14 protein-coding genes and 1 pseudogene are annotated in these 19,070 nt (G+C 67.5%); 7 read left to right on the top strand and 8 right to left on the bottom strand.

The window, feature by feature from the left end; all coding sequences use genetic code 11:
* Positions 1–132 precede the first annotated feature (132 nt).
* Positions 133–1,353 (bottom strand): pyridoxal phosphate-dependent aminotransferase, encoded by a 1,221-nt coding sequence (locus tag OKW29_RS22750; RefSeq protein ID WP_429292697.1) that lies wholly within the window; start codon positions 1,351–1,353, stop codon positions 133–135.
* A gap of 190 nt (positions 1,354–1,543) precedes the next feature.
* Positions 1,544–2,446: a LysR family transcriptional regulator gene (locus OKW29_RS22745; protein ID WP_184071227.1), complete on the bottom strand. Its 903-nt coding sequence runs from the start codon at positions 2,444–2,446 to the stop codon at positions 1,544–1,546.
* Positions 2,447–2,846: 400 nt separating this feature from the next.
* Between OKW29_RS22745 and OKW29_RS22740 the strand changes: the two genes are divergently transcribed.
* Both OKW29_RS22740 and OKW29_RS22735 read left to right on the top strand, forming a co-directional pair.
* The gene (locus OKW29_RS22740) at positions 2,847–3,248 is read left to right on the top strand and encodes a transposase (protein ID WP_429292696.1); all 402 of its coding nucleotides are present in this window, start codon (positions 2,847–2,849) and stop codon (positions 3,246–3,248) included.
* A gap of 332 nt (positions 3,249–3,580) precedes the next feature.
* On the top strand, positions 3,581–3,832 hold the full coding sequence (locus OKW29_RS22735; protein WP_090804114.1) for a hypothetical protein: 252 nt from the start codon (positions 3,581–3,583) through the stop codon (positions 3,830–3,832).
* Between the two features lie 372 nt (positions 3,833–4,204).
* Here OKW29_RS22735 and OKW29_RS22730 read toward each other — a convergent pair whose 3' ends face one another.
* Entirely contained in the window at positions 4,205–4,528 is a 324-nt protein-coding gene (locus tag OKW29_RS22730) for a hypothetical protein (RefSeq protein WP_187626757.1), read from the bottom strand.
* A gap of 265 nt (positions 4,529–4,793) precedes the next feature.
* On the opposite strand from OKW29_RS22730, the gene OKW29_RS22725 reads away from it, so the two are divergent.
* The 3 genes from OKW29_RS22725 to OKW29_RS22715 all read left to right on the top strand — a co-directional run bounded on the left by OKW29_RS22725 (position 4,794) and on the right by OKW29_RS22715 (position 6,449).
* On the top strand, positions 4,794–5,513 hold the full coding sequence (locus OKW29_RS22725; protein WP_429292695.1) for a YdcF family protein: 720 nt from the start codon (positions 4,794–4,796) through the stop codon (positions 5,511–5,513).
* 202 nt (positions 5,514–5,715) lie between these two features.
* On the top strand, positions 5,716–5,955 hold the full coding sequence (locus OKW29_RS22720; RefSeq protein WP_429292694.1) for a hypothetical protein: 240 nt from the start codon (positions 5,716–5,718) through the stop codon (positions 5,953–5,955).
* 236 nt (positions 5,956–6,191) lie between these two features.
* Entirely contained in the window at positions 6,192–6,449 is a 258-nt protein-coding gene (locus OKW29_RS22715; protein ID WP_090804111.1) for a DNA-binding protein, read from the top strand.
* An 80-nt stretch (positions 6,450–6,529) separates the two neighbouring features.
* Here OKW29_RS22715 and OKW29_RS22710 read toward each other — a convergent pair.
* A pseudogene (locus OKW29_RS22710) lies at positions 6,530–6,691 on the bottom strand (putative quinol monooxygenase); the annotation flags it as partial.
* A gap of 492 nt (positions 6,692–7,183) precedes the next feature.
* Between OKW29_RS22710 and OKW29_RS22705 the strand changes: the two are divergent.
* Positions 7,184–8,479 (top strand): sensor domain-containing phosphodiesterase, encoded by a 1,296-nt coding sequence (locus OKW29_RS22705; protein WP_429294912.1) that lies wholly within the window; start codon positions 7,184–7,186, stop codon positions 8,477–8,479.
* 12 nt (positions 8,480–8,491) lie between these two features.
* Here the strand turns inward: OKW29_RS22705 and arfB are convergent, their stop codons facing one another.
* Complete coding sequence (gene arfB, locus OKW29_RS22700) at positions 8,492–8,896, bottom strand: alternative ribosome rescue aminoacyl-tRNA hydrolase ArfB (RefSeq protein WP_184029945.1); 405 nt, start codon at positions 8,894–8,896, stop codon at positions 8,492–8,494.
* A 189-nt stretch (positions 8,897–9,085) separates the two neighbouring features.
* Here arfB and OKW29_RS22695 point away from each other — a divergent pair, with 189 nt between their 5' ends.
* Positions 9,086–9,727: a VC0807 family protein gene (locus tag OKW29_RS22695; RefSeq protein WP_090804107.1), complete on the top strand. Its 642-nt coding sequence runs from the start codon at positions 9,086–9,088 to the stop codon at positions 9,725–9,727.
* 55 nt (positions 9,728–9,782) lie between these two features.
* Here the strand turns inward: OKW29_RS22695 and OKW29_RS22690 are convergent, their stop codons facing one another.
* From OKW29_RS22690 to recC, 3 genes are read right to left on the bottom strand one after another with little or no spacing between them, the layout of a single operon-like run.
* Positions 9,783–11,864, bottom strand: coding sequence for an AAA family ATPase (locus OKW29_RS22690; protein WP_429292693.1), 2,082 nt, complete (start codon positions 11,862–11,864; stop codon positions 9,783–9,785).
* Positions 11,861–15,586, bottom strand: coding sequence for an exodeoxyribonuclease V subunit beta (gene recB / locus OKW29_RS22685; RefSeq protein WP_429292692.1), 3,726 nt, complete (start codon positions 15,584–15,586; stop codon positions 11,861–11,863). The genes OKW29_RS22690 and recB overlap by 4 nt, the downstream gene beginning before the upstream one ends.
* A complete protein-coding gene (recC, locus tag OKW29_RS22680; protein ID WP_429292691.1) occupies positions 15,583–18,975 on the bottom strand; it encodes an exodeoxyribonuclease V subunit gamma in 3,393 nt (1,130 codons plus the stop codon). Before recC ends, recB begins: the two co-directional genes overlap by 4 nt.
* Positions 18,976–19,070: the final 95 nt, after the last annotated feature.

Below are 19,070 nucleotides of genomic sequence, written 5' to 3'. Positions count from 1 at the left end.
TGCTGCGGCGCCGACCGGTGTAGCCGCGCCCGCCCGGGTCGAGTCGACAGCAAGAAGATTCTCACGATTCGCGGCTTTTCGCCGCTCGCGGTGCGTCAACACGAAGCGCGGGGGGCGTACGAGGCCGCATGGTCAGGCCCCGGCGTGGCGCGCCAGAAACCGCGTCAAGCGCTCGACGCCGGCATCGAGCCGCACCGTATCGCACGCATAGCACCAGCGCACGAATCCCTCGCCCTGCGGCCCGAACGCGCTGCCCGGTGCCACGCCGAGTCCGACCTCCCGCACCATCGCCTTGCACAAATCGAGACTGCGCGTCGAGCCCGGCATCGAGAAGAACAGATACATCGCGCCCAGCGGGGCCTTCACATCGACGCCGGGAACCGCCGACAGCGCGCGCACCAGATGATCGCGCGACGCCCTCAGGTCGCGCACCAGCTGCTGCGTAAAACGCTCACCCTGCTTGAGCGCCGCGATGCCCGCCTGCTGCACGAACGACGGCGCGCACGACGTGTTGTACTCGACCAGCTTCGCCAGGTCGTCCATCAACGCGGTCGGCGCGACGATCCAGCCGAGCCGCCACCCCGTCATCAGCCAGGCTTTCGAGAACGAATTCACGCAGATCACGCGTTCGTCGCGTGTCGCGAGGTCGAGAAACGATGGCGCGGTGCGCACACCGGCCGCCTGGGCGGCGTCATCGCCGGGATAGTAGAGCCGCTCATAGACCTCGTCCGCGACGATCCAGATGCCGTGCCGCCGGCAGTGTTCGAGCACGCTGCGCTGGTCGTCGCGATTCATCACCCAGCCGGTCGGGTTGTTCGGCGAGTTGATCATCAGCATCTTCGTGTCAGGCGTCAGCGCGGTCAGCAATCGCCCGACGTCGAGCTCCCACCCGCGTTCGCCGTAGCCGAGCGCGACGGTTTCGACATGCGCGCCGAGAATCTTCGGGATTTCGACCAGATTCGGCCATAGCGGCGTCACCGCGACGACGCGGTCGCCGCCACCGACCACCAGCTGCGCGGCGAGCATCAGCGCGTTGACGCCCGCGCTCGTGACCGCGACGTGCTCGGGCGACGTCGCCCCGTGCAACTCGCTGACGTAGCCCGCAAGTGCCGCGCGCAATGGCGCGATGCCGAGATTGTGCGTGTAAAACGTCGCGCCGGCGGCGAGCGCGGCGCTCGCGGCGTCGCGAATGAATGCGGGTGTGACGCGATCGGACTCGCCGAACCAGAACGGCAGCACGTCGTCGACGCCGAAACCGGCGTTCGCGACTTCACGGATTTGCGATGGACGCAGCGCGCGTACGGCGTCGCGCGCATTCGGGATGGAGGGCACGGGCAGGTCCAATTCGCTCATCGAGGCTTCCGGGTGGGTGAAGGATAAGAGGCTCGAAGCGCAACCGCGAAGGCGTGCGCGATGAAGATGGTAGTTTAGCGCGCCGGGTAACCGGACAGCGGCGCAGCGAGTAGCGGTAGGCGGCGTGTGGGCGGCGGGCCGCGCCCGGCGCCAATCCACCAGTCGAACGGATCGCACGCGATCCCGCCCGTTAATTCAACTCCTCGGCCCGGCCCGGCAACTGGCGGATCAGATTCCACACCGCCTCGGCCGCGGGCGACAGCGACCGGTCGCGCCGCCGCACCAGTTCGACGAGGCGTTCCGCGCGCGGCACCAGCGGACGCGCGACCAGCGACGCCCCCGCCGGCAGCGGCAGCGCGAGCCACGGCAGCACGCTGATCCCGACGCCCGCCTCGACGAGCCCGAACACCGTCGCCGAATGGCCGAGTTCCTGCACCACGGTGGCGTTCACGCCCTGCGCCTGCATCACGGCATCGATGAGGGGGCGGCTGCCGGACGCATAATCGAGCATCACGAGTTGCTCGCCGTCGAGGTCCTTCCACGTAACCTGTTTGCGCGCGGCGAGCCGGTGATCGTCACGCGACACGATGCAGAACGAGTCCGTCATCAGCGTCTCGCTGAGCAGATCGTCGTCGGAGAACGGGCCGATGATCACGCCGAAGTCCACTTCACCCGACTTCACCTTGCGCACGACGTCGCTTTGCACGTCGTCGCGCAGCCCAAGCGTCACATAAGGAAACTGCTGTCCGCACGACGCGACTACGCGCGGCATCAGCCGGCACGCGACGGTCGGGCTCGCCGCGACCACCACGCGTCCGCGGCGCTGCTCGCCGATTTCGCGGATCTCGCGCAACGCGTCGTCGAGATCCCCCAGCAGTCGCGACACACTCGCCACGAGGTTGCCGCCTACGTCGGTTAGTTGCACTTCGCGCGTCGTGCGATCGATGAGCTTCAGGCCGATCTCGCTTTCGAGCTCGCGTACGCAGCGACTGACCGCCGACTGCGTGAGGCCGATTTCGTCGCCGGCCCGACTGAAGCTTTGCAAGCGCGCCACCTCGATGAAAACCCTGAGCTGTCGCAGCGTCACATTCATTTGTTCACCTCATCAATAGCGCAGCTTGATGCGCATTGTACAACCAAATACATGCGGCATAGCACCGTCCACGCGGCCGCTGCGATGCAGCAAAAAAGCGCGAACGCACGCCGGCCGGGCTTTTGTGCCCCAGATTGGTGATTGTCCCGATTTGCGAGATGGGTTTTTTGGATTCTTATACGCCCCTGGTTGGCGCCCGCGTTGGCCCGCCGCCACGGGGCTTTCAGGCAATCGGCAGCAAATTGGCACACTTCGTGCGTTGTGAAACGCACAGGGAGGGCGCCATGATTTCCGATGGCAATCCGTGGCAAGCCCGTCCCCTTTGGCACTCGCCTATCGAGTGCGTGAAGAGTGCGCGGCGCGGGGCAGCGCACCGGAGTTAGCTTCGCTGAGGTGAAACATGATGCTGTTCGACGATTTGAGAGATAACGAGTGGGCGCTGGTCGAGGCTTTGTTCTGCGCCGAGCCAGCGCGCAGCGAACGGCGCGGTCGACCGCGCGTGGAAGCTCGGGCGGTGGTCAACGCCGTGCTTTGGGTGTTGTCGACAGGCGAAGGCTGGTCCAAGTTGCCGGGCCGCTACCCGTCCCCCCCGACTTGCCGCCGGCGCTTCGACGAGTGGCAAGCCGATGGCACGCTCGCTGAAATTGTGAAACGGCTTGGCACGAGCGGCCGCGAAGTCTCGCTGCGCGGCCGGATCGGCGCAACGGCCGCGAAATCGCCGGCACCGCCGAGCCGCGACCGCCTACGCGGCGCGTTCTGGACCAATCCGGAATCGTGGCGCGCGCCGGTCAAGATGGCCTGACGCGAAACTACGCGGTCACCGGGCGCCTATAGGCGCCCGGTTTTTTATCCTGCCGACTTTTCCACGATTGCGTGCGCGCCCACGACCCGCCAGCATTTGACGGTCGCCGCGAGACGCTGTCTTCTCCGCTTCGCGCGCCCCTTTCGTCGCGCCTCCCGCACGCCCACCACAGCGCTCCTTGCGCGCTGCCTCAGACTGCCAAACTACCCGATAGCTCCGGGTGAAACATCCATTTACTATTAATTACAACGTGCTTTCGTCCCCCGGCATACGTTAATACTTATGCAAACAGGCCTTGAGTCGAGGGGCTCGAGGTTGAGGGGGATTTCGGAATGAAACCAATGTCACTGGTGTTGTGCGGCATTGTGATTTCATCGATGGCCGCGCCCGCAATTGCGCAACAACGCCCGCAAGGGTGGAACTGGCGCCCGGACCGCCAAGCCACGCTGGAAGCGTGGCAGCAGAGCGAGGCCCATAATCGCGACTTCACGCCGCCGACGCCGCGTGGCGATCTGCGCGGCGATATCGCCAGCAATGTGCGGGCACGGCCCGATGCGCCGCGTGAGGATCAGCGGCGGCGATGATTTGCTAAGTCGCCGCTCGGACGGCGCGTGGCGCGACGCGGTCGCCCAGTATCTTGCATTGCGCACTTACGATCGGGGAACCACCGGACGCGGCACCAGTCTGACTCAACGCCATTAGCACAGCGTGGCAGTAGTAATTCCGGTATGCCCGTATCTTCGTGATACGGGCTTTTTTTGCCCTCGAGGCGTTGATGGCATGAAAGGCGCGCAACGGCAACGACCTGCGCGGATCGCGTCGCCGCCATGTCGATGGGAAACGGAGATTCGCCCCCGGACGCGCACGGCGACCGGTCGACGTCGGCGACGGCCCGCCGAGGGGGTGACAGGCCCGGGCGGACAGTGACTCAGTTCAGATAAGCGGTGAACCTTGAGCTAAGATCTGACTTCGGCTGTCGCGGCGGACTGCGGTTCGGCCGCGCCGAGAACATAATCGTTCATGCGTTGCGCTGTCCATGTGAGCAGACGCTCGTCGTGCTCGAGCCGCGCAAACTCCGCTTTGCCGCGTTCGGTGAGCACCGCGATGTCGACGGGAGCATGAAAGCCTGGCGCCGGTGCGACGGTTCGCTGACGAACGGTGTCCATCAGCCCCAGCGCGCGAAGATATTGGAAGACACCCGGCCTTCTGGCCCAGGGAACCTGACGATATTGCGCTCGCCGCAGCCCTTCAAGTACCGCTTCGTTGGAATACGTGGTCATCTCACTTCTTTCTTAAAGTGCAGCTATGACACATTCATGCCCACGCGTCACTGCGCCACCGGCGACGCGCGTAGCACCCGCTCCTGGTCGGAAGCTCGCCGCCTGTCTGACAGCGGATTTCCGCCAGGTGCTGCCTGGTCTCGTTTTCGGAACCCCCGTCAGAACGGCATGTTAGCGTTCTCTCCATGAACCGACGATGCAACCGCCGCGGCGCGATGGCAGGCCCGTGGATTTGTCCCGAAAGACATACGTTACCCCATTTAAATTGATTCTATTCACTTTATTAGCGCTTTTTTTTGCAGCAATCGTGCTATGGAAACGTGCGCGCCGGCCGCTCATCGTCTGCATGATCGCGCTGTTCTGGCTGCTCGCGGCCGGCTGGCTAACCGCGCCACTGCTCCATCTGGCGCAGCCGCAACGACAGAGCGCCACGGCCGCCACCTTCGCGCCACGCACCGCGATCATCCTGCTCGGCGGCGGCACGGTCTACGACCACGACCACGTGCTGGTGCCACCGCGCGACGTACTCTCGCGCATCGAGGTCAGCGCGCAGAACTACGCGGCCTGCAAGCGCACGGCGAGCACGTGCCGGGTGATCGTCAGCGGCGGTAATCCGCAGCGGCATAGCGCGACCGAAGCCGACACCTACCTGCCCTATCTGCTGCGTCAGCAGGTGGCGCGCTCGGACATCGTGCTCGAGCGAAGCAGCCGCACGACCTATGAGAACGCGCGCAACGTCTCGGTTATTGTCGGTCAATCACATTACGACACGTTGATACTCGTCACCTCCGCGTATCACATGCCGCGTGCGCTGCTCGATTTTCAGTGCTTCGGCGTCGCGCCGCAGCCGCAGATTTCGAGCGCGCGGCGCGCGCGGATCGGTGTGCTGCCGCGCTTCGCCAATCTCGTGGCCGCGGAGATAGCGTTGCATGAGCTAATCGGCCTCGCGCAATTTCACCTGTATCGCGCGATCGGCTGGTTCTGACGGACGATGTAGGCCGCTGCGCTCTCGCACTCGAGGACGTCGCGGTTTATTCAACCAGCGTCCAGCTATTACAAAACGTAACAAGTGTTGAGCGCGGTTACAAAGCCATCGGCTGGAGAAGAGTTTGCTCGATAGAATGCATTGTCTTTCCCACTGGACAGGCAATACTCGGGTCCACCACCATCATTCTACGGAGGTAACGATGAAGAAAGTGTCCATGGCGATCCTGGTTTCCTTGTGTGCCGCAGCCGGCGCGGCTCACGCGCAGGACAACGGCATCTCGACGAGCACCGATCCGGCGAAGGCCGCCGACGTCGAGCAGCGTGCGCAAGATTTGCAAAACCGCGAGCAGTCGATGGGAAGCGCACCGGCCGCGCCGGCCAAGCATCACAAGATGGCTCCGCATCATCCGAAGAAGGGTGCCGACGCGTCGGGCACCTGAACGACTTCGCGGATCTCGCCTCGCGGCCTCGTCGTGAAGGTGAAAAAGCCGAAGCTGGCAGCGCCGGTTTCGGCTTTTTTTTATTTGTGCGACCCGCTCGCTGCTGGCAAGGCACTCCGAGCGCGCACCGGCTTGGCAAGCCGCCGGCGCTCTGCTCTCTGTATGCTAAAGTCGCGCACCGACCGGCGAGCCGCCGGCATCCCCTAACCCGTGCGCACCCTGGTGCGGAGGACAGCATGAGCAACATCCAGCTTGATATCGAATGGACCGAAGCAGCATCTCGCAAGATCGAAAAACTGATGCCGCGTGGCGGTCAGGAAGCGTACCTCGCGCTGCCGCCCGTCGAATGCCTGCCGATGGAAGGCGACGTGCTGTTTCTCGGCCCGGCTGGCAAGCAGGAGCCGTTCATTGTCGCGGAGCGCCAGTATCACCATGACGGCGACGCCGACTGGACCATCATCCTGATTCTCGATGTCCCGCAAGCAACCCACTGATCGCTGACGGCGCGCCGGCGGCCTCAGGGCCGCCCCACCTGTCCAGCGTGTCCGCGCGCCGCTGACGCCCGCGCCCGAATTCAGGCGATCTTCGACACCACGCGAATCTCCACGTGCTCCTTCCAATCCGCGGCCGCCTTCTTATAAGCCTGGATATGCGCGGATTTCGCATGCGCCGCGAGCGCATCCTGGCTTTCCCAGCGCTCGATGAACACGAACCGGCGCGGCTCCTGCACGTCGCGCCAGAATCCGCCCGGCAGAGCAGTGCCAAGCTCGCCGCCCGAATGGCCGCATCAGCGCCTACAGCGGCACTAGCATGTGAGCACCGTCGGCCTGGAGTTTGGCGGGCGACCACTGGGCGCCCTGCTACCCTCGGCGTGGTACGGTAACTCATTGCGATTGAGAATCGGTTTCGCGCGTGGCAAGCGCGCGGGACGCTCCGGCGCATGACCGCAACGGATTGCCGCGCGGCCGTAGGCAGCCGTTTTGCAGACAATTTTCGCGCCCATGCGTTTGTGATAACCCGCACATTGTCGCGCGCTGCAAACTGCTAGACTCATTTTGACCAATTCGCCGGAGTCCAGCGTGGCTGGTACCGCCCTCCGTGTTCGCGGGACGCATTCGTTTCGTTCCGGCGGCGCTTCGGGTGTGCGAGCGCTACGCGCCGAATGGGTTTGCGTGCCCCTTCATTCCCTTGCCGCAACGATCCCATGTCAGCTTTCATGCCCGCTTCTATGCCATCCGTCAGCGAATTGACCGTGAGCGGCCTGCTCCCGCACCTGGTCCGCGACGAGTCGGGCTGGACCGCGACCTGGCGCGCGTTGACATTGCACAGCGTGTTCCAGCCGGTGCTGTCGGTCACGCATCAGTGCGTGGTCGGCTACGAGGGGCTGTTGCGCGCGTTCGATCCCGTCGGTCTGCCCGTCTCGCCCGAAGTATTGTTCTCGGGCACGCGCTCGGCCGCCGAAGCGCGCGAACTCGATCGCATCGCGCGCTGCCTGCATGTGGCGAACTTCATGGAGCAAGGCATCAGCACCGGGTGGCTGTTTCTGAACACGCGCCCGCAGGTGTTCGAAACCGGCTGGCCGCAGCGCGCTTTCATCGACGAGTTGTCCGCGCATTTCGGGCTGCCGCAGGAGCGCATCGTGATCGAAGTGCTCGAGCAGCCCGCCGACGATGAATCCGCCGTCGCCAGCATGCTCGCCGCCTCGCAGCCGCGCGATTTTCTGATCGCGATCGACGACTTCGGCACCGGCTTCTCGAACTTCGATCGCGTGTGGCGCTTCCGCCCCGACATCGTCAAACTCGACCGCTCGCTCGTCGCGCGCGCGGGCAAGCGCGAGGGCGACGAATCGATGATCAGCCATCTGATCGCGATGCTCCATCAGTCGGGCACGCTCGTGCTCGCCGAAGGCGTCGAAACCGATGAGGAGCTGATGATCCTGATGCAGGCCGACGTCGATTTCGTGCAGGGGTTCTGGTTCGGTCAGCCAAAGAGCAGCGTGCTGGCCGCCTGCACGAAGGTGCCTGCGCTCGTCGCGTCGATCTGGAGCAAGTTCGCCGAATACGAGCGTGCCCACGCCGGCCACCAGCGGCTCGGGTTCGAGGGCTTCGCGGAAGCGGTGCTGGCCGCCGCCGACACCTACAAGGCGACCGGTGACCTCGAACAGGCCGCGCAAAAGATCTGGCATCTGCCCGAAGCGCGCCGCGTGTTCCTCACCGACGGCCTGGGCGAGCAGACCCAGCCTTCGGTGACGGCGGGGTCGGTCCCGCCGCCTCCGAAGCGGCTCGCGCCGCTCTATACGGAGACGCGCAGCAACTGGTCGCGTCGCGCGTATTTCCGGCACGCGCTCGCGGCGCCGGGCCGCGTCGCGATGATGGGGCCGCATTATTCGCTCGCCGATGGTCAGGACTGCTACACCGCGGCGATCGCGTTCGAGCGCGACGGCACGCACGTGCTGTGCGTCGACTTCGTGCCGGAGGCGTCGCCGCCGGATGTGCGCACCGGCAGACGCGGCGCCGGGCGTTAGCGACCCACGCCGCTACTCGTGCACGCGGCCGCGCCCCGACTTGACCTCGCTGCGCCTGGTCTTGCTGTCGAGCCGCCGCAGGTTCGACGCGCGGGTCGGCCGCGTCGCGACCCGATGCTTGCGGGTCACGCTGACGCTTTCGATCAGTTCATCGAGCCGCGCGAGCGCCGCCGCGCGGTTCATCTCCTGGGTCCGATGCTCCTGCGCCTTGATGATCACGACGCCGTCGCGCGTGAGCCGGTGGTCGGACAGCGCGAGCAGACGCATCTTCAGCACTTCCGGCAGCGACGAGGCACGCACGTCGAAACGCAGATGGATCGCGCTCGACACCTTGTTGACGTTCTGACCACCCGCCCCCTGCGCGCGCACGGCGGTCAATTCGATTTCGTTGGGCGGGACCGGATAGCGGGATGTCATGGGTGGTCGGCAAGGAAGATGCGTCAGTGTACAAGCGCTCGACGCGAGATGCCCGAACTCGCGGGAAGGCGGCGGAGCGCCCGGTGCGGCGCCCGGCGGCACCGGCTCGCGAACGCTACGAAAAAAACCATTTGCGTCGGCCCGACCGGTTCATCGATACTGGTTCTTTCGCTTACGGCGTAAATTCATATGAAAATCCGTCCCGGTTTCGTGCTCGAACTGGCCGTCAACTTTCTGCTGCCGTGGCTTGCTTACCGGCTCGCGTTGCCGCGGGTCGGCGAGACCGGCGCGCTGATCGCGTCCGCCGTGCCGCCGCTCGTGTGGAGCGCGATCGAGCTCGCGCGCTTCAGGCGCGTCGATGCGCTCAGCGTGATGGTGGTGGCGGGCATCGTGCTGTCGGTCGCGGCCATGGCGCTCGGGGGCAGTCCGCGCATGCTGCTGTTGCGCGAGTCGCTGGTGTCCGGCGCGGTCGGCGTCGTGTTCCTGCTGTCACTGCCGATGCGTCGTCCTTTGATCTTCTACCTCGCGCGCGCGACGGTCGCGCGCGAAATGGAAGGCGGCGCCGCGCATTTCGAGGCGCTATGGCGCGAGCGCCCCGGTCTCGCCACCGCGATGCGAACCATGACGCTCGTGTGGGGCATCGGGCTGACCGCCGAAACCGCGCTACGCGCGTGGATGGCGCTGACGTGGCCGATCGAACGCTTCCTCGTCGTGTCGCCCTTTATCGGCTACGGCATCTACGCGGGACTCGCGCTGTGGACACTGTGGTATCGCAGGACGATGCGCAGCCGCGTCGAGGCCATCGAGCGGGCGAGCGGGGTTGCCGGTTGAGCGCCGCTCGCACCACAAGTCCGCCACTTCGCTTTTTCTGCCTGCTGCCGCGCGATCAACGCGATGCTTCGGCAATCCGCGCGGCCAGCCCCGAATCACGCTGCGTCGGCGTCGCGATCGCCTGCGCGAGCACGGCCCGCGCGCCGATCACCACGACGCGTTCGCGCGCGCGAGTAATCGCCGTATACACGAGCTCACGCGACAACACCCGGCTGAACGCCGACGGCAGCACCAGCACCGCTTGCTCGAACTCCGAACCTTGCGACTTGTGGACCGTCAGCGCGAACGCGGTGTCGTGCGGCGGCAGCGCGGCCGGCGACACCGCGCGCACACCGCCGTCGCCGGTGCGGAAGTACACGCGCAGCGCGCCACCCGCGCCCGGCAGCGCAATGCCGATGTCGCCATTGAACAGACCCAGCGCGTAATCGTTGCGCGTCACCATCACCGGACGTCCGGCAAACCACTGCGCGCCGACCGCGAGCGTGACGCCCGCGGCGCGGCGCACCTCAGCCGCCATCGCCGCGTTGACCTGATCGACGCCGCGAGGTCCGAGCCGCGTCGCACAGAGGATGCGGAAGCGGTTGAGCGCGTCGAAGAGCGGCACTGGATCGGGCGTATCGACGGCGAGCGCCTTGGCAAGCGCGTCGGCGTACGGCGCGAAGCCACCGGCAAGTCTTGCGGTGGTGCGCTCGGCCAGCGTCGTGTGAGCGTCCTCGTGCAGCGCCGCGGCGCAGACCTCGGTCGGGTCGATCTGCAATACGTCGAGCGCCGCGCTCGGTGAGCCGTTGCGAATCGCGACGGACAAACGGCCGATCGGCGACTCGAGACCGAACCGGTAGTTGCGCTCGAGCCAGACGACGCAGTCCGCGAGCGGGTTGCGTTCGATCGCCGATCGCTTATCGCGATCCCCCTGCTCGCCAGTCGCCGATGTCACGCCTTCACCGAACAGATCGCCCGACGCGGGTGACTCGAAGGTTTGCGGCGTCTCGGGCGGCGCACATAAATCGTCCAACGGTGCTTCATCGACTTCACGCAACGCGCGCGGCAAAGCCCGCGCGAGCCGCGCCTCGTCGATGTCGAGCGCCTGCGCGACCCATTGCAATCCGCGCGCGCTCAACGCCGGCTGCGCGCTGAGTTCGGCGAACACCGCGCCGGCTTCGACCGCGGCGAGCTGGTCCTTGTCACCGAGCATCACGAGCCGCGTTCGCGGCCCGATCGCGTCGAGCAGATGCGCGGCCATCGCCACGTCGATCATCGACGCCTCGTCGATCACGACCACGTCATACGGCAACGGATTATCGCGATGATGCCGGAAGCGCCCGCCCGGCCCCGACCCCAGCAATCGATGCAGCGTGTACGACGTCTGCGGCAAACGCGCGGCGAGTTCGGGCGGCAGGTCGCCCGCGCGCGCGAGCAACGCTTCCTGCATCCGTTGCGCCGCCTTGCCGGTCGGCGCCGCCAGCGCGATGCGCAAATCGGCCCGCGCATCGAGCAGACACGCAAGCACGCCGACCACGGTCGTGGTCTTGCCGGTTCCCGGGCCGCCGCTGACGATCGTCAGCCGCCCCGACAGCGCCATCACGGCCGCGACGCGTTGCCAGTCGACGTCGTCGTCTCGCGGCGGACCGAAGTAGCGCAGCAGGCGTTCGCGCAAAGCGGCGGGGGCGGTGTCGGCGTCGGCCTTCGCGGTGCTCGCCTCGCCCGTCGCATGCGCGACCAGGGCGTGGGCCAGGCGCCGCTCGTAGTCGTAGTAGCGCGCGAGATAGAGACGCCCCTGCGCGTCGATCACGAGCGGGCGCAACGCCGCCGCGCCCGCCGCGCCATCGCTTGCCATGCCGCTCGCGAGCAGCGCCGCGCGCACTTGGGCGCTCGACGCGTCGAAGCGGCGCGCGAGCGTCGCGAGCGGCACGCACACGTGCCCTTCGGCGGTCGCGCGGCTCGCGGCGAACGCGCCGCGCGCGGCCCACTTCACCACCTCGGTCGATGCGCCACCGCGCCGCGCGAGCATGCCGATACGGCGCGCGAACCCTTCGGCGAGCGCGATGCTGAAATCGGCCGGTGCGGGCAGGTTGACGCCGATGTCTTCGAGCCCGAGCGGCGCGGCCGCGCGCTCATCAAGCGTGCCGGGCGTGCTCATGCGCCACCTCCGATCATCGCCGCGTCGAGCAGCGCCACCAGTTCGAACGGCGCACGCCGCCTGTGCACACCGGCGGCACCGTCGACATCGCGCCAGTCGGGCCGCACGCCGCGCACGAACAGATACAGGTAGCCGCCGATATGCGTGTCGTATGCATAGTCGCGCACGCGCGTCTTCAGATAGCGATGCAGCGCGACCGTATAAAGCAGCGCCTGCAGGTGGTACGCGTGACTCGTCATCGCCGCTTCGAGCGGCGCGGCCGCGTAGTCGGCGGCGGTGTCGCCGAGATGGTTCGACTTCCAGTCGACGATCCAGAAGCGGCCGTCGTGCTCGACGATCATGTCGATAAATCCTTTGACGAACCCGCGCAGCACGCCGGGCTCCAGCGCGACGTCGGGATAGCCGTATTCGATCAGCAGCTTGCGCAGCGCCGGAAAATCCAGCGACGGGGCCGCGAACAGAAACTCGAGTTCGTTCAGGCGCCGACGCGGATCGAGCCGCGCGAGCGTCATGCCCGGCACGAGTTCGGTCGAGACGACGTCGGCGATCAGCCGATGCATCATCGCGGGCAAGCGCACGGCGAGCTCGGGCGCGGCCGGCGCCGGACGTTCGCGCAGCGCGCCGCGGATCGCGTCGGGCCAGGTGCGCGCCTCGGTAAAATCGGCGAGTTCGAACATCCGATGCAGGCAATCGCCGGCCGCCGCGCCGCGTGGGAACGCGAGGATGTCGTCGTCGGCATGCGCCGGGGCGCTCGACGCGGCGAGCGGCGTGAGCAGCGGCGCGGAGGGTAGCGCGTCGGCGATTTCATCGTGGTCGGGCCGCACGTCTTCCTGCGGCGCGTGCGCGTGCGCATCCGCGCTCCTGCCGCCGGCCGCGATCAGGCCGCTGAAACTTGCCATGCGCCACTGATCGCGCAACGGCCGCCGATTCGCGCGCGCGTGCAGATGCGCGCCCTGATCCCGCAGACTTTCGAGCGGCACGCGGCGCGTCACTTCGGGCAGCGCCCGCAACGTGACCGGTCCGCCCGCGAGCGCCTGCCAGCTCGCCGCGAGCGCGGCTTCGTCGGGCGGCTCGGCGAGCCAGGCGTCGAACGTGTGGCCGCTGCCGCCGACGAGCCAGTTCAGCACGCTGCGCCGTGACTCCTTCGTCGAGCGCGACGACAGATACGTGCCCGCGACGAGATAGCAGCGATACACCGCGCGCGTGAGCGCCACATAGACGAGCCGCGCGCGTTCCGCCGCCTGCTCGCGCACCGCGTAACGCGAGGCGCGCTCGGCTTCCTCTTCGTCGCAACCGTAGTGCAGCACCGCGTCGCCGCTGTCGTCGTGATACTCGCGCGCGTCGGGCAAGCCCGACGAGGGCGGCTCGCGCAAGCCGCCATCGTTCAGGAACGGACAGAACACGACCGCGTATTCGAGTCCCTTCGATTTATGGACCGTGACGATCTGCACGAGATTGCGATCCGACTCGAGCCGCAGTTGTGCCTCTTCACCGCCGCCCTGCTCGCACTGCGCGGCGAGCCAGCGCAAGGTCGGCGCGATGCCGGGCTGGGTGGCCGCTCGCGCCTGTACGAGCTCGGCGAGATGGTTCACGTTGGTCAGCCGACGCTCACCGTCGACACCCGCGACGAGCCGCTGCGCGACGCGCAGCTCGCGCACCAGCGTGCGCCACATCACCGCGAAGCCGCGTTCGTGCCACAGCATCCGGTAGCGCGAAAAACGCTCGACCCAGCCCATCGCGTCGGCGGCGTCGAGCGCCGGCGCGGGTTCGTCAACGGCCGCGGCCGCGGGCGCATCGGCGACCTGCGTGAGACGCCACAGCGCGGCGGCATCGAGCCCGAGCCAGTCGGTGGCGAGCGCGGCGCGCAGGCGACGCAGATCGCCGGGCGTGTCGATGGCGGCCAGCACGCGCTCGATCTGCTCGGCGTCGAGCGTCGCGAACACCGACGCCTGCGCAAGCTCCACGCTGCCGACGCCCCACGCCGCGAGCACGCGTTTGACGAGGCTGCCCTGCTTGTGTGTCTGCACGAGCACGGCGATATCGCCCGGTGCGAGCGGCTTGTCGCCGATCGTCACGACACCTTCGCGCGCCCCTCGCAACAGCCGCACGATCTCGGCCGCGCACGCTTCGCTCGCGGCGCGCTGCGCGCTGCGTTTGTCCAGCGGCGTTGCGCCGCGCGGCAACGTCCAGATGCGGAAATCGCCGCCGCTCGCGTCGGGATCGGTAAACGGCGCGCGGCGCCGCTCGCCCGCACGCACTGGCTGATAGTCGAGCCCGTCGAGCACGAACGCCTGGCGGTTCGCTTCGAAGATCCGGTTGCACGCCTCGACGATCGGTGCGGTCGAACGCTGGTTGACCGCGAGCGTGTAGCACGCGGACGCCGACTCGCGCGCCGCGAGATACGTATGCAGATCCGCCGCGCGAAAACTGTAGATCGCCTGCTTCGGATCGCCGACGAGGAACAGCGGTCCCGCCGGCGCGAAGATGCGGCTGAAGATCGCGAATTGCAGCGGATCGGTGTCCTGGAACTCGTCGATCAGCGCGGCCGGATAGCGGCTACGCAATGCATCGGCGAGCCAGGCATGCGCGGCCAGTGCGCGATACAGATTCGCGAGCAGATCGTCGAACGATACAACGCGACGCGTGCGCTTGCGCGCCACCAACTCGGCCGGCGCGTAGTCGAGCCATGTCTGCACCAGCGCGAGCCAGCGCGCGCGCTGCGCGGCCTCGGCGGCGACCACGGCCGCGGCCAGCGCGTCGGCATGCTCGAAGAACGAATGTGCGGGCGGCTCGAACTTGACCTTGGTTGCCTTCTTCAACGCCGATGCCGTCAGCTTCAGCGCGGCGCGCGGCGGCGGCGCATGGCAGTCGCCCTGCGCGAAGTAGTCGGTCCACGCGGCGATCGCGGCGCTCACGTGATCGGGCTTGTGCGTGGTCTTGCTCAGGCGCTCCTGTGCCTCGGCCAGTAGCGCGACGATCGCGTCGCGTTCGGCCCGCCAGATCGCGCACGCGACATCGAAGCCGGCCTGCGGATCGGCGCTTGCGCCGTCCGCGTCGACGCTGCCCCAGCGCAATTGCGCGAGCGGCTTTTTCAGGCGCCGGGCCAGCTGCTCGTCGAGCGACGCGGGACCGGCGCGCTTGGCCACCAGCCACGCGGCGAACGCCGGATGCGCATGTGCGACCGGCTCGACCTGCTCGCGCCAGAAATCGGCGGCGAGTTCGAAACGCAGCGCCGCGTCGTCGGCTTCCATCTCGAACGCGAATGGCATCGCGGCCGCGAACGGCGCTTCCTGCAAGGCGCGCTGACAGAACGCGTGGATCGTGTGGATCGCGGCCTGATCGAACGTGCGCAGCGCGCGGCGCACGACCTTCAACGCGGCCTCGCGCTCGATACCGCGCTCCGGCGCGAGCGTCGTTTCGAACAGCCGGCGGATGAACGGATCGTCGCCGTCGTCGTCCATCTCGATCGCGCGATGCAGTTCCGCGAGACGGCCGCGTATGCGCTCGTGCAGCTCCGCGGTCGCGGCCTTCGTGAACGTGACGACGAGAATCTGATCCGCGTTCAGGTTCTTTTCCAGCAGCAGCCGCACGTACAGCGCGCAGATGTTCCACGTCTTGCCGGTGCCCGCCGACGCTTCGATCTGGTTCACGCCGTCGAGCGGACATGCGAACACGTCGAGTTCGTCGGCGGCGAGGCTTTGATGGCGCAGCGCGTCGCTCATGAGGCGCTCCGCAAATGCTGGATCAGTGGCTTGAAAACGATCGCGGCGAGGCTGCCGAACGGCTCGTCGAGCGTGAGCGGTGTGCCGCGCAGCGCGATGCGCAACGCGGGGTCGTCGGATTCGCCGCGCACGCGGTCGTTGACCCATACGCCTTGCGCCGCCGATTCGCTTTCGCTGAGCCGCGCCCATGCGCTTTTCGGGAAGAAGCGCAGCGGCAGCCGGCGGCCGGCATTGAAGAGCGCAGCCAACGGCGCGAGTTCGTCGAGCGGAGCCGCGACGGGCGCCAGCTCGAAGCTCTCGCCGCTGCCGTGCCATACGGTACGGCGCGGGCCGTCCGGCTGCGCCGCGCAATAGACCAGATGCGCGAGCCACGCGGACAGATAGTCGCGCGCGCTGGCTTTGGCATAACGAAAGATCACTTGTCCCGTTCCGGTCAGCAGGTTCAACGTGCCGCGCAATTGCAGCGGCGTTTCGGCGGACTCGAGCAACAGCGCGTCGTAGTCGCCAAACAGGGAGACGGCGCTGTCGGTGCCATCGCCGCCTTGCGGCCAGCGCGGCGAGACGTCGAGCACGAACGGCAAACGCTCGACGCCCGCGGCCACTTCGCGCCGCACGCTTTGCGCCAACTGCCGCAGCGCGGACAGCTCGCGCGCGCGCCAGACCGCGCCGGTCGCGCCGCCGGGCAACTCGGGGCTCGCCTCGGCGACGCGCTGCACGCGGCTATAGATCACCTCGTCGTCGGTGCCGGCGTCTAGCAGGACCGGCAGCAGGCGCTCGGCGAGTGCGTCGCGGCCCGCATAGTCGAGATCGAACGGCTCGGTGTCGAGCAACTCGCCCTGCGCATCCGACAACGCGATTCCGAGCCGGTCGCGCAGCAGTGCGCGCGCCGGATGACGCCAGAAGCGCACCAAATCGTCGAACTCCACCTCGTGCATATCTTCCGGCGGCAGCGGTTGATCGAAGAACGGCGTGGCGGCGGCATGCTGCGGTTCGGCAAGCAGCGTGGCCAGCTCGGCGCGATTGGCGTCGTAGGTGAACAGGTCGGGCTTCGCCGCGAAGTAATCCGACGCGAACGCCTGCAACGGATGCTCGACGATGAACTCGCGCCGCGCGCTGTCGACCTCGGCCGGACTCGCGTCCTCGCCCGCCGACACCTGCGCGAGGTGATCGAGCAGTTCATCGACGAGCGCGGCCGGCGGCAGCGGCGCGTTATCGCGAATGCTGCGGCCCGTGTAGGCGATGAAGAGCCGCTCGCGCGCGGCGAGCAGCAGATCGAGGAACAGATTGCGCTCGTCGTCGCGGCGCTGACGGTCGCCGGCCTTGCCAAACGCGGCCATCAGATCGAACTCGTCGGCACGCGCGAGCGACGGCAGCACGCCGTCGTCCATGCCGAGCAGGCAGACCACGCGGAACGGCAAACCGCGCAAGCTCGTCAGCGAAGAAAACGTCACGCTGCCCCACGGCACGCCGCCGCGTGCGGGGTCGTCGAGCGCTTCGGTGAGCGCGGTGCGCACCACCGACGCCGGCAGCAACACATCATGCGCGCCGGCCTGCATCGCGGCGCTCATCGCATCGAGCGCGTCGCGCACGGCCGCGAGCGAATCGGCGAACTCGACGCCGCCGTCGAAGCACTGCCCGAGCGTTTCGAGCAGCAGTTGCGACCAGTCGGACGGCGTGCGCTCGATCGCGCAGCTCGCCGCGAAGCTGTCGATGTCGTCGACGAAACGCGACAGACGGCCGAGCAGTTCAGCATCCGAACCGCCCGCGCCTTCGACCGGCAGCCACGCATCGACCGGTTCGCCGCCCGCCGGCATCGCGTAGCCGAGGTACAGGCGCGTCAGCGCATCGGCGAACGTATGACGCGCGACCGGCACGTGTTCACCCAACGGTTCGAGCGGCGCGAGCCCGCGCCGCGCGCCGGCGGCCGCGAGCCATTCCTGCGCGGCTTCGAGCGAATTCGCATCGATGCCGTAGCGCACCGCGACCGCATCGACGCGCAGCCATTCGATCAGATCCGGCGCGCCGACGCTGCGCTCGGGCAGCGCGAGCCAGTCGAGCAACAGACGCGCGACCGGATTGGCCTGCGACGGCGGCAGGCCGGTAATGCGGTACGGAATGCGGCGCGTGTCGCCGGCAGGCGTGGTGCCGAACACCGCATCGATCAGCGGACCGGCCGCCGCGAGATCGGACACGGCGACCAGCACGTCGGACGGCTGCAGATCGTCGAATTCGTCGAACCAGCCGAGCAGGCGATCGTGCAGCACTTCGAGCTGCCGGGACAGGCTATGACAGACGTGCACCTCGATACCGCGCTCGATAGGCAACTCGTCGGCATCGGCCTCATTACGCAAAGCGAGGATGCCGTTCTGCACGGCGGCGAGCCAGCTCGGCTCCGGGTTTTCGGTGAAGTCGCCGGTCTCGGCCGATGCGGCGCTTTCGGTCAGCTCGTGCAGCATATGCAGCTGCGCCTGAGTCTGGCGGCCCCATTCGGCGAGCAGCGGATGACCGACTTCCTGATAGTCGAGCTGCCCCGCCGCGTCGAGTGCCTGCACGCGCCCTTCGCTGACCACGTCGAACCAGAACTCGCGGCACGGGTTCATCACGTACAGACGCACGTCGATCCAGCGCGACAGCGCGCGCAGCAACGCGATATGCAGCGGCGGCATGGTCGGCAGCGCGAACACGCTGACCGCCTCGGGCCATCGCGCGTTCGAGATCGCCTCGAGATCGAGCGCCGCGATTTCATCGAGGAACCGATACGCGGGCGGCAGCGCGGCCGCGGATGTTTGCGCATGACCGCCGGCTTGCGCGAGCTCGGCGAGCACCGCGCGCCACAGCGCCGCCTGCCAGCGCTCGTCCTCGCGCGCCGCGTCGCTCGCGCCGGTCAGACGCGGACCGGTGTCGTCAGCCGCGCCGCTCGCGAAGATCGAGCCGCCCTTGTGCCATTGCAGCAGCCATTCGGGACGATAGGTCAGATAGTGATCGAGCACGGTCGCGACGCGCCGTGCCAGCTCGTAGCGCATCGACGCGTCGGCCGCATCGAGGTAGGTGCGCAGACGCGGCGACGCGTTCCACGGCAGCGCTTCGTCTGAGTCGTCGAGCAGCCGGTAGCAGCGCCACACGAGCCGGTCCGGCGCGAACGGCGAATGCTTCGGCACCTCGATCACGCCGCCGATCTGCGCCCACAGCCATTGCGCGAGATAACCAAAGTTAACGTTCGCGCAGATGCCCTGGCGCGCGGCGATATCGAGCTCGAGCCGCCGGCGCACGGCCGCGCTCGGCACGATCACGGGCCGCGCGGTCCACGGGTCGGACGGCGATTGCGCGAGGTCGCCGAGCAGCGCGCCCACCAGCGTTTCGTAGCGGTTCGAGTAGAAGAGCTGAAGCATGGATTCCAGATCACATTTGGCACGCTGATGGCCCGCGAGCGATGCGCGCGAGCCACGGCGGACATTGAAGCGACAGCATAACAAACCCATCCCCA

The organism is Paraburkholderia sp. CI3, from assembly GCF_050436505.1.
Taxonomy (GTDB): domain Bacteria; phylum Pseudomonadota; class Gammaproteobacteria; order Burkholderiales; family Burkholderiaceae; genus Paraburkholderia; species Paraburkholderia tuberum.
Note: the sequence above shows the minus strand (reverse complement) of the source record. Positions and strands in the feature narration are given on the sequence as shown.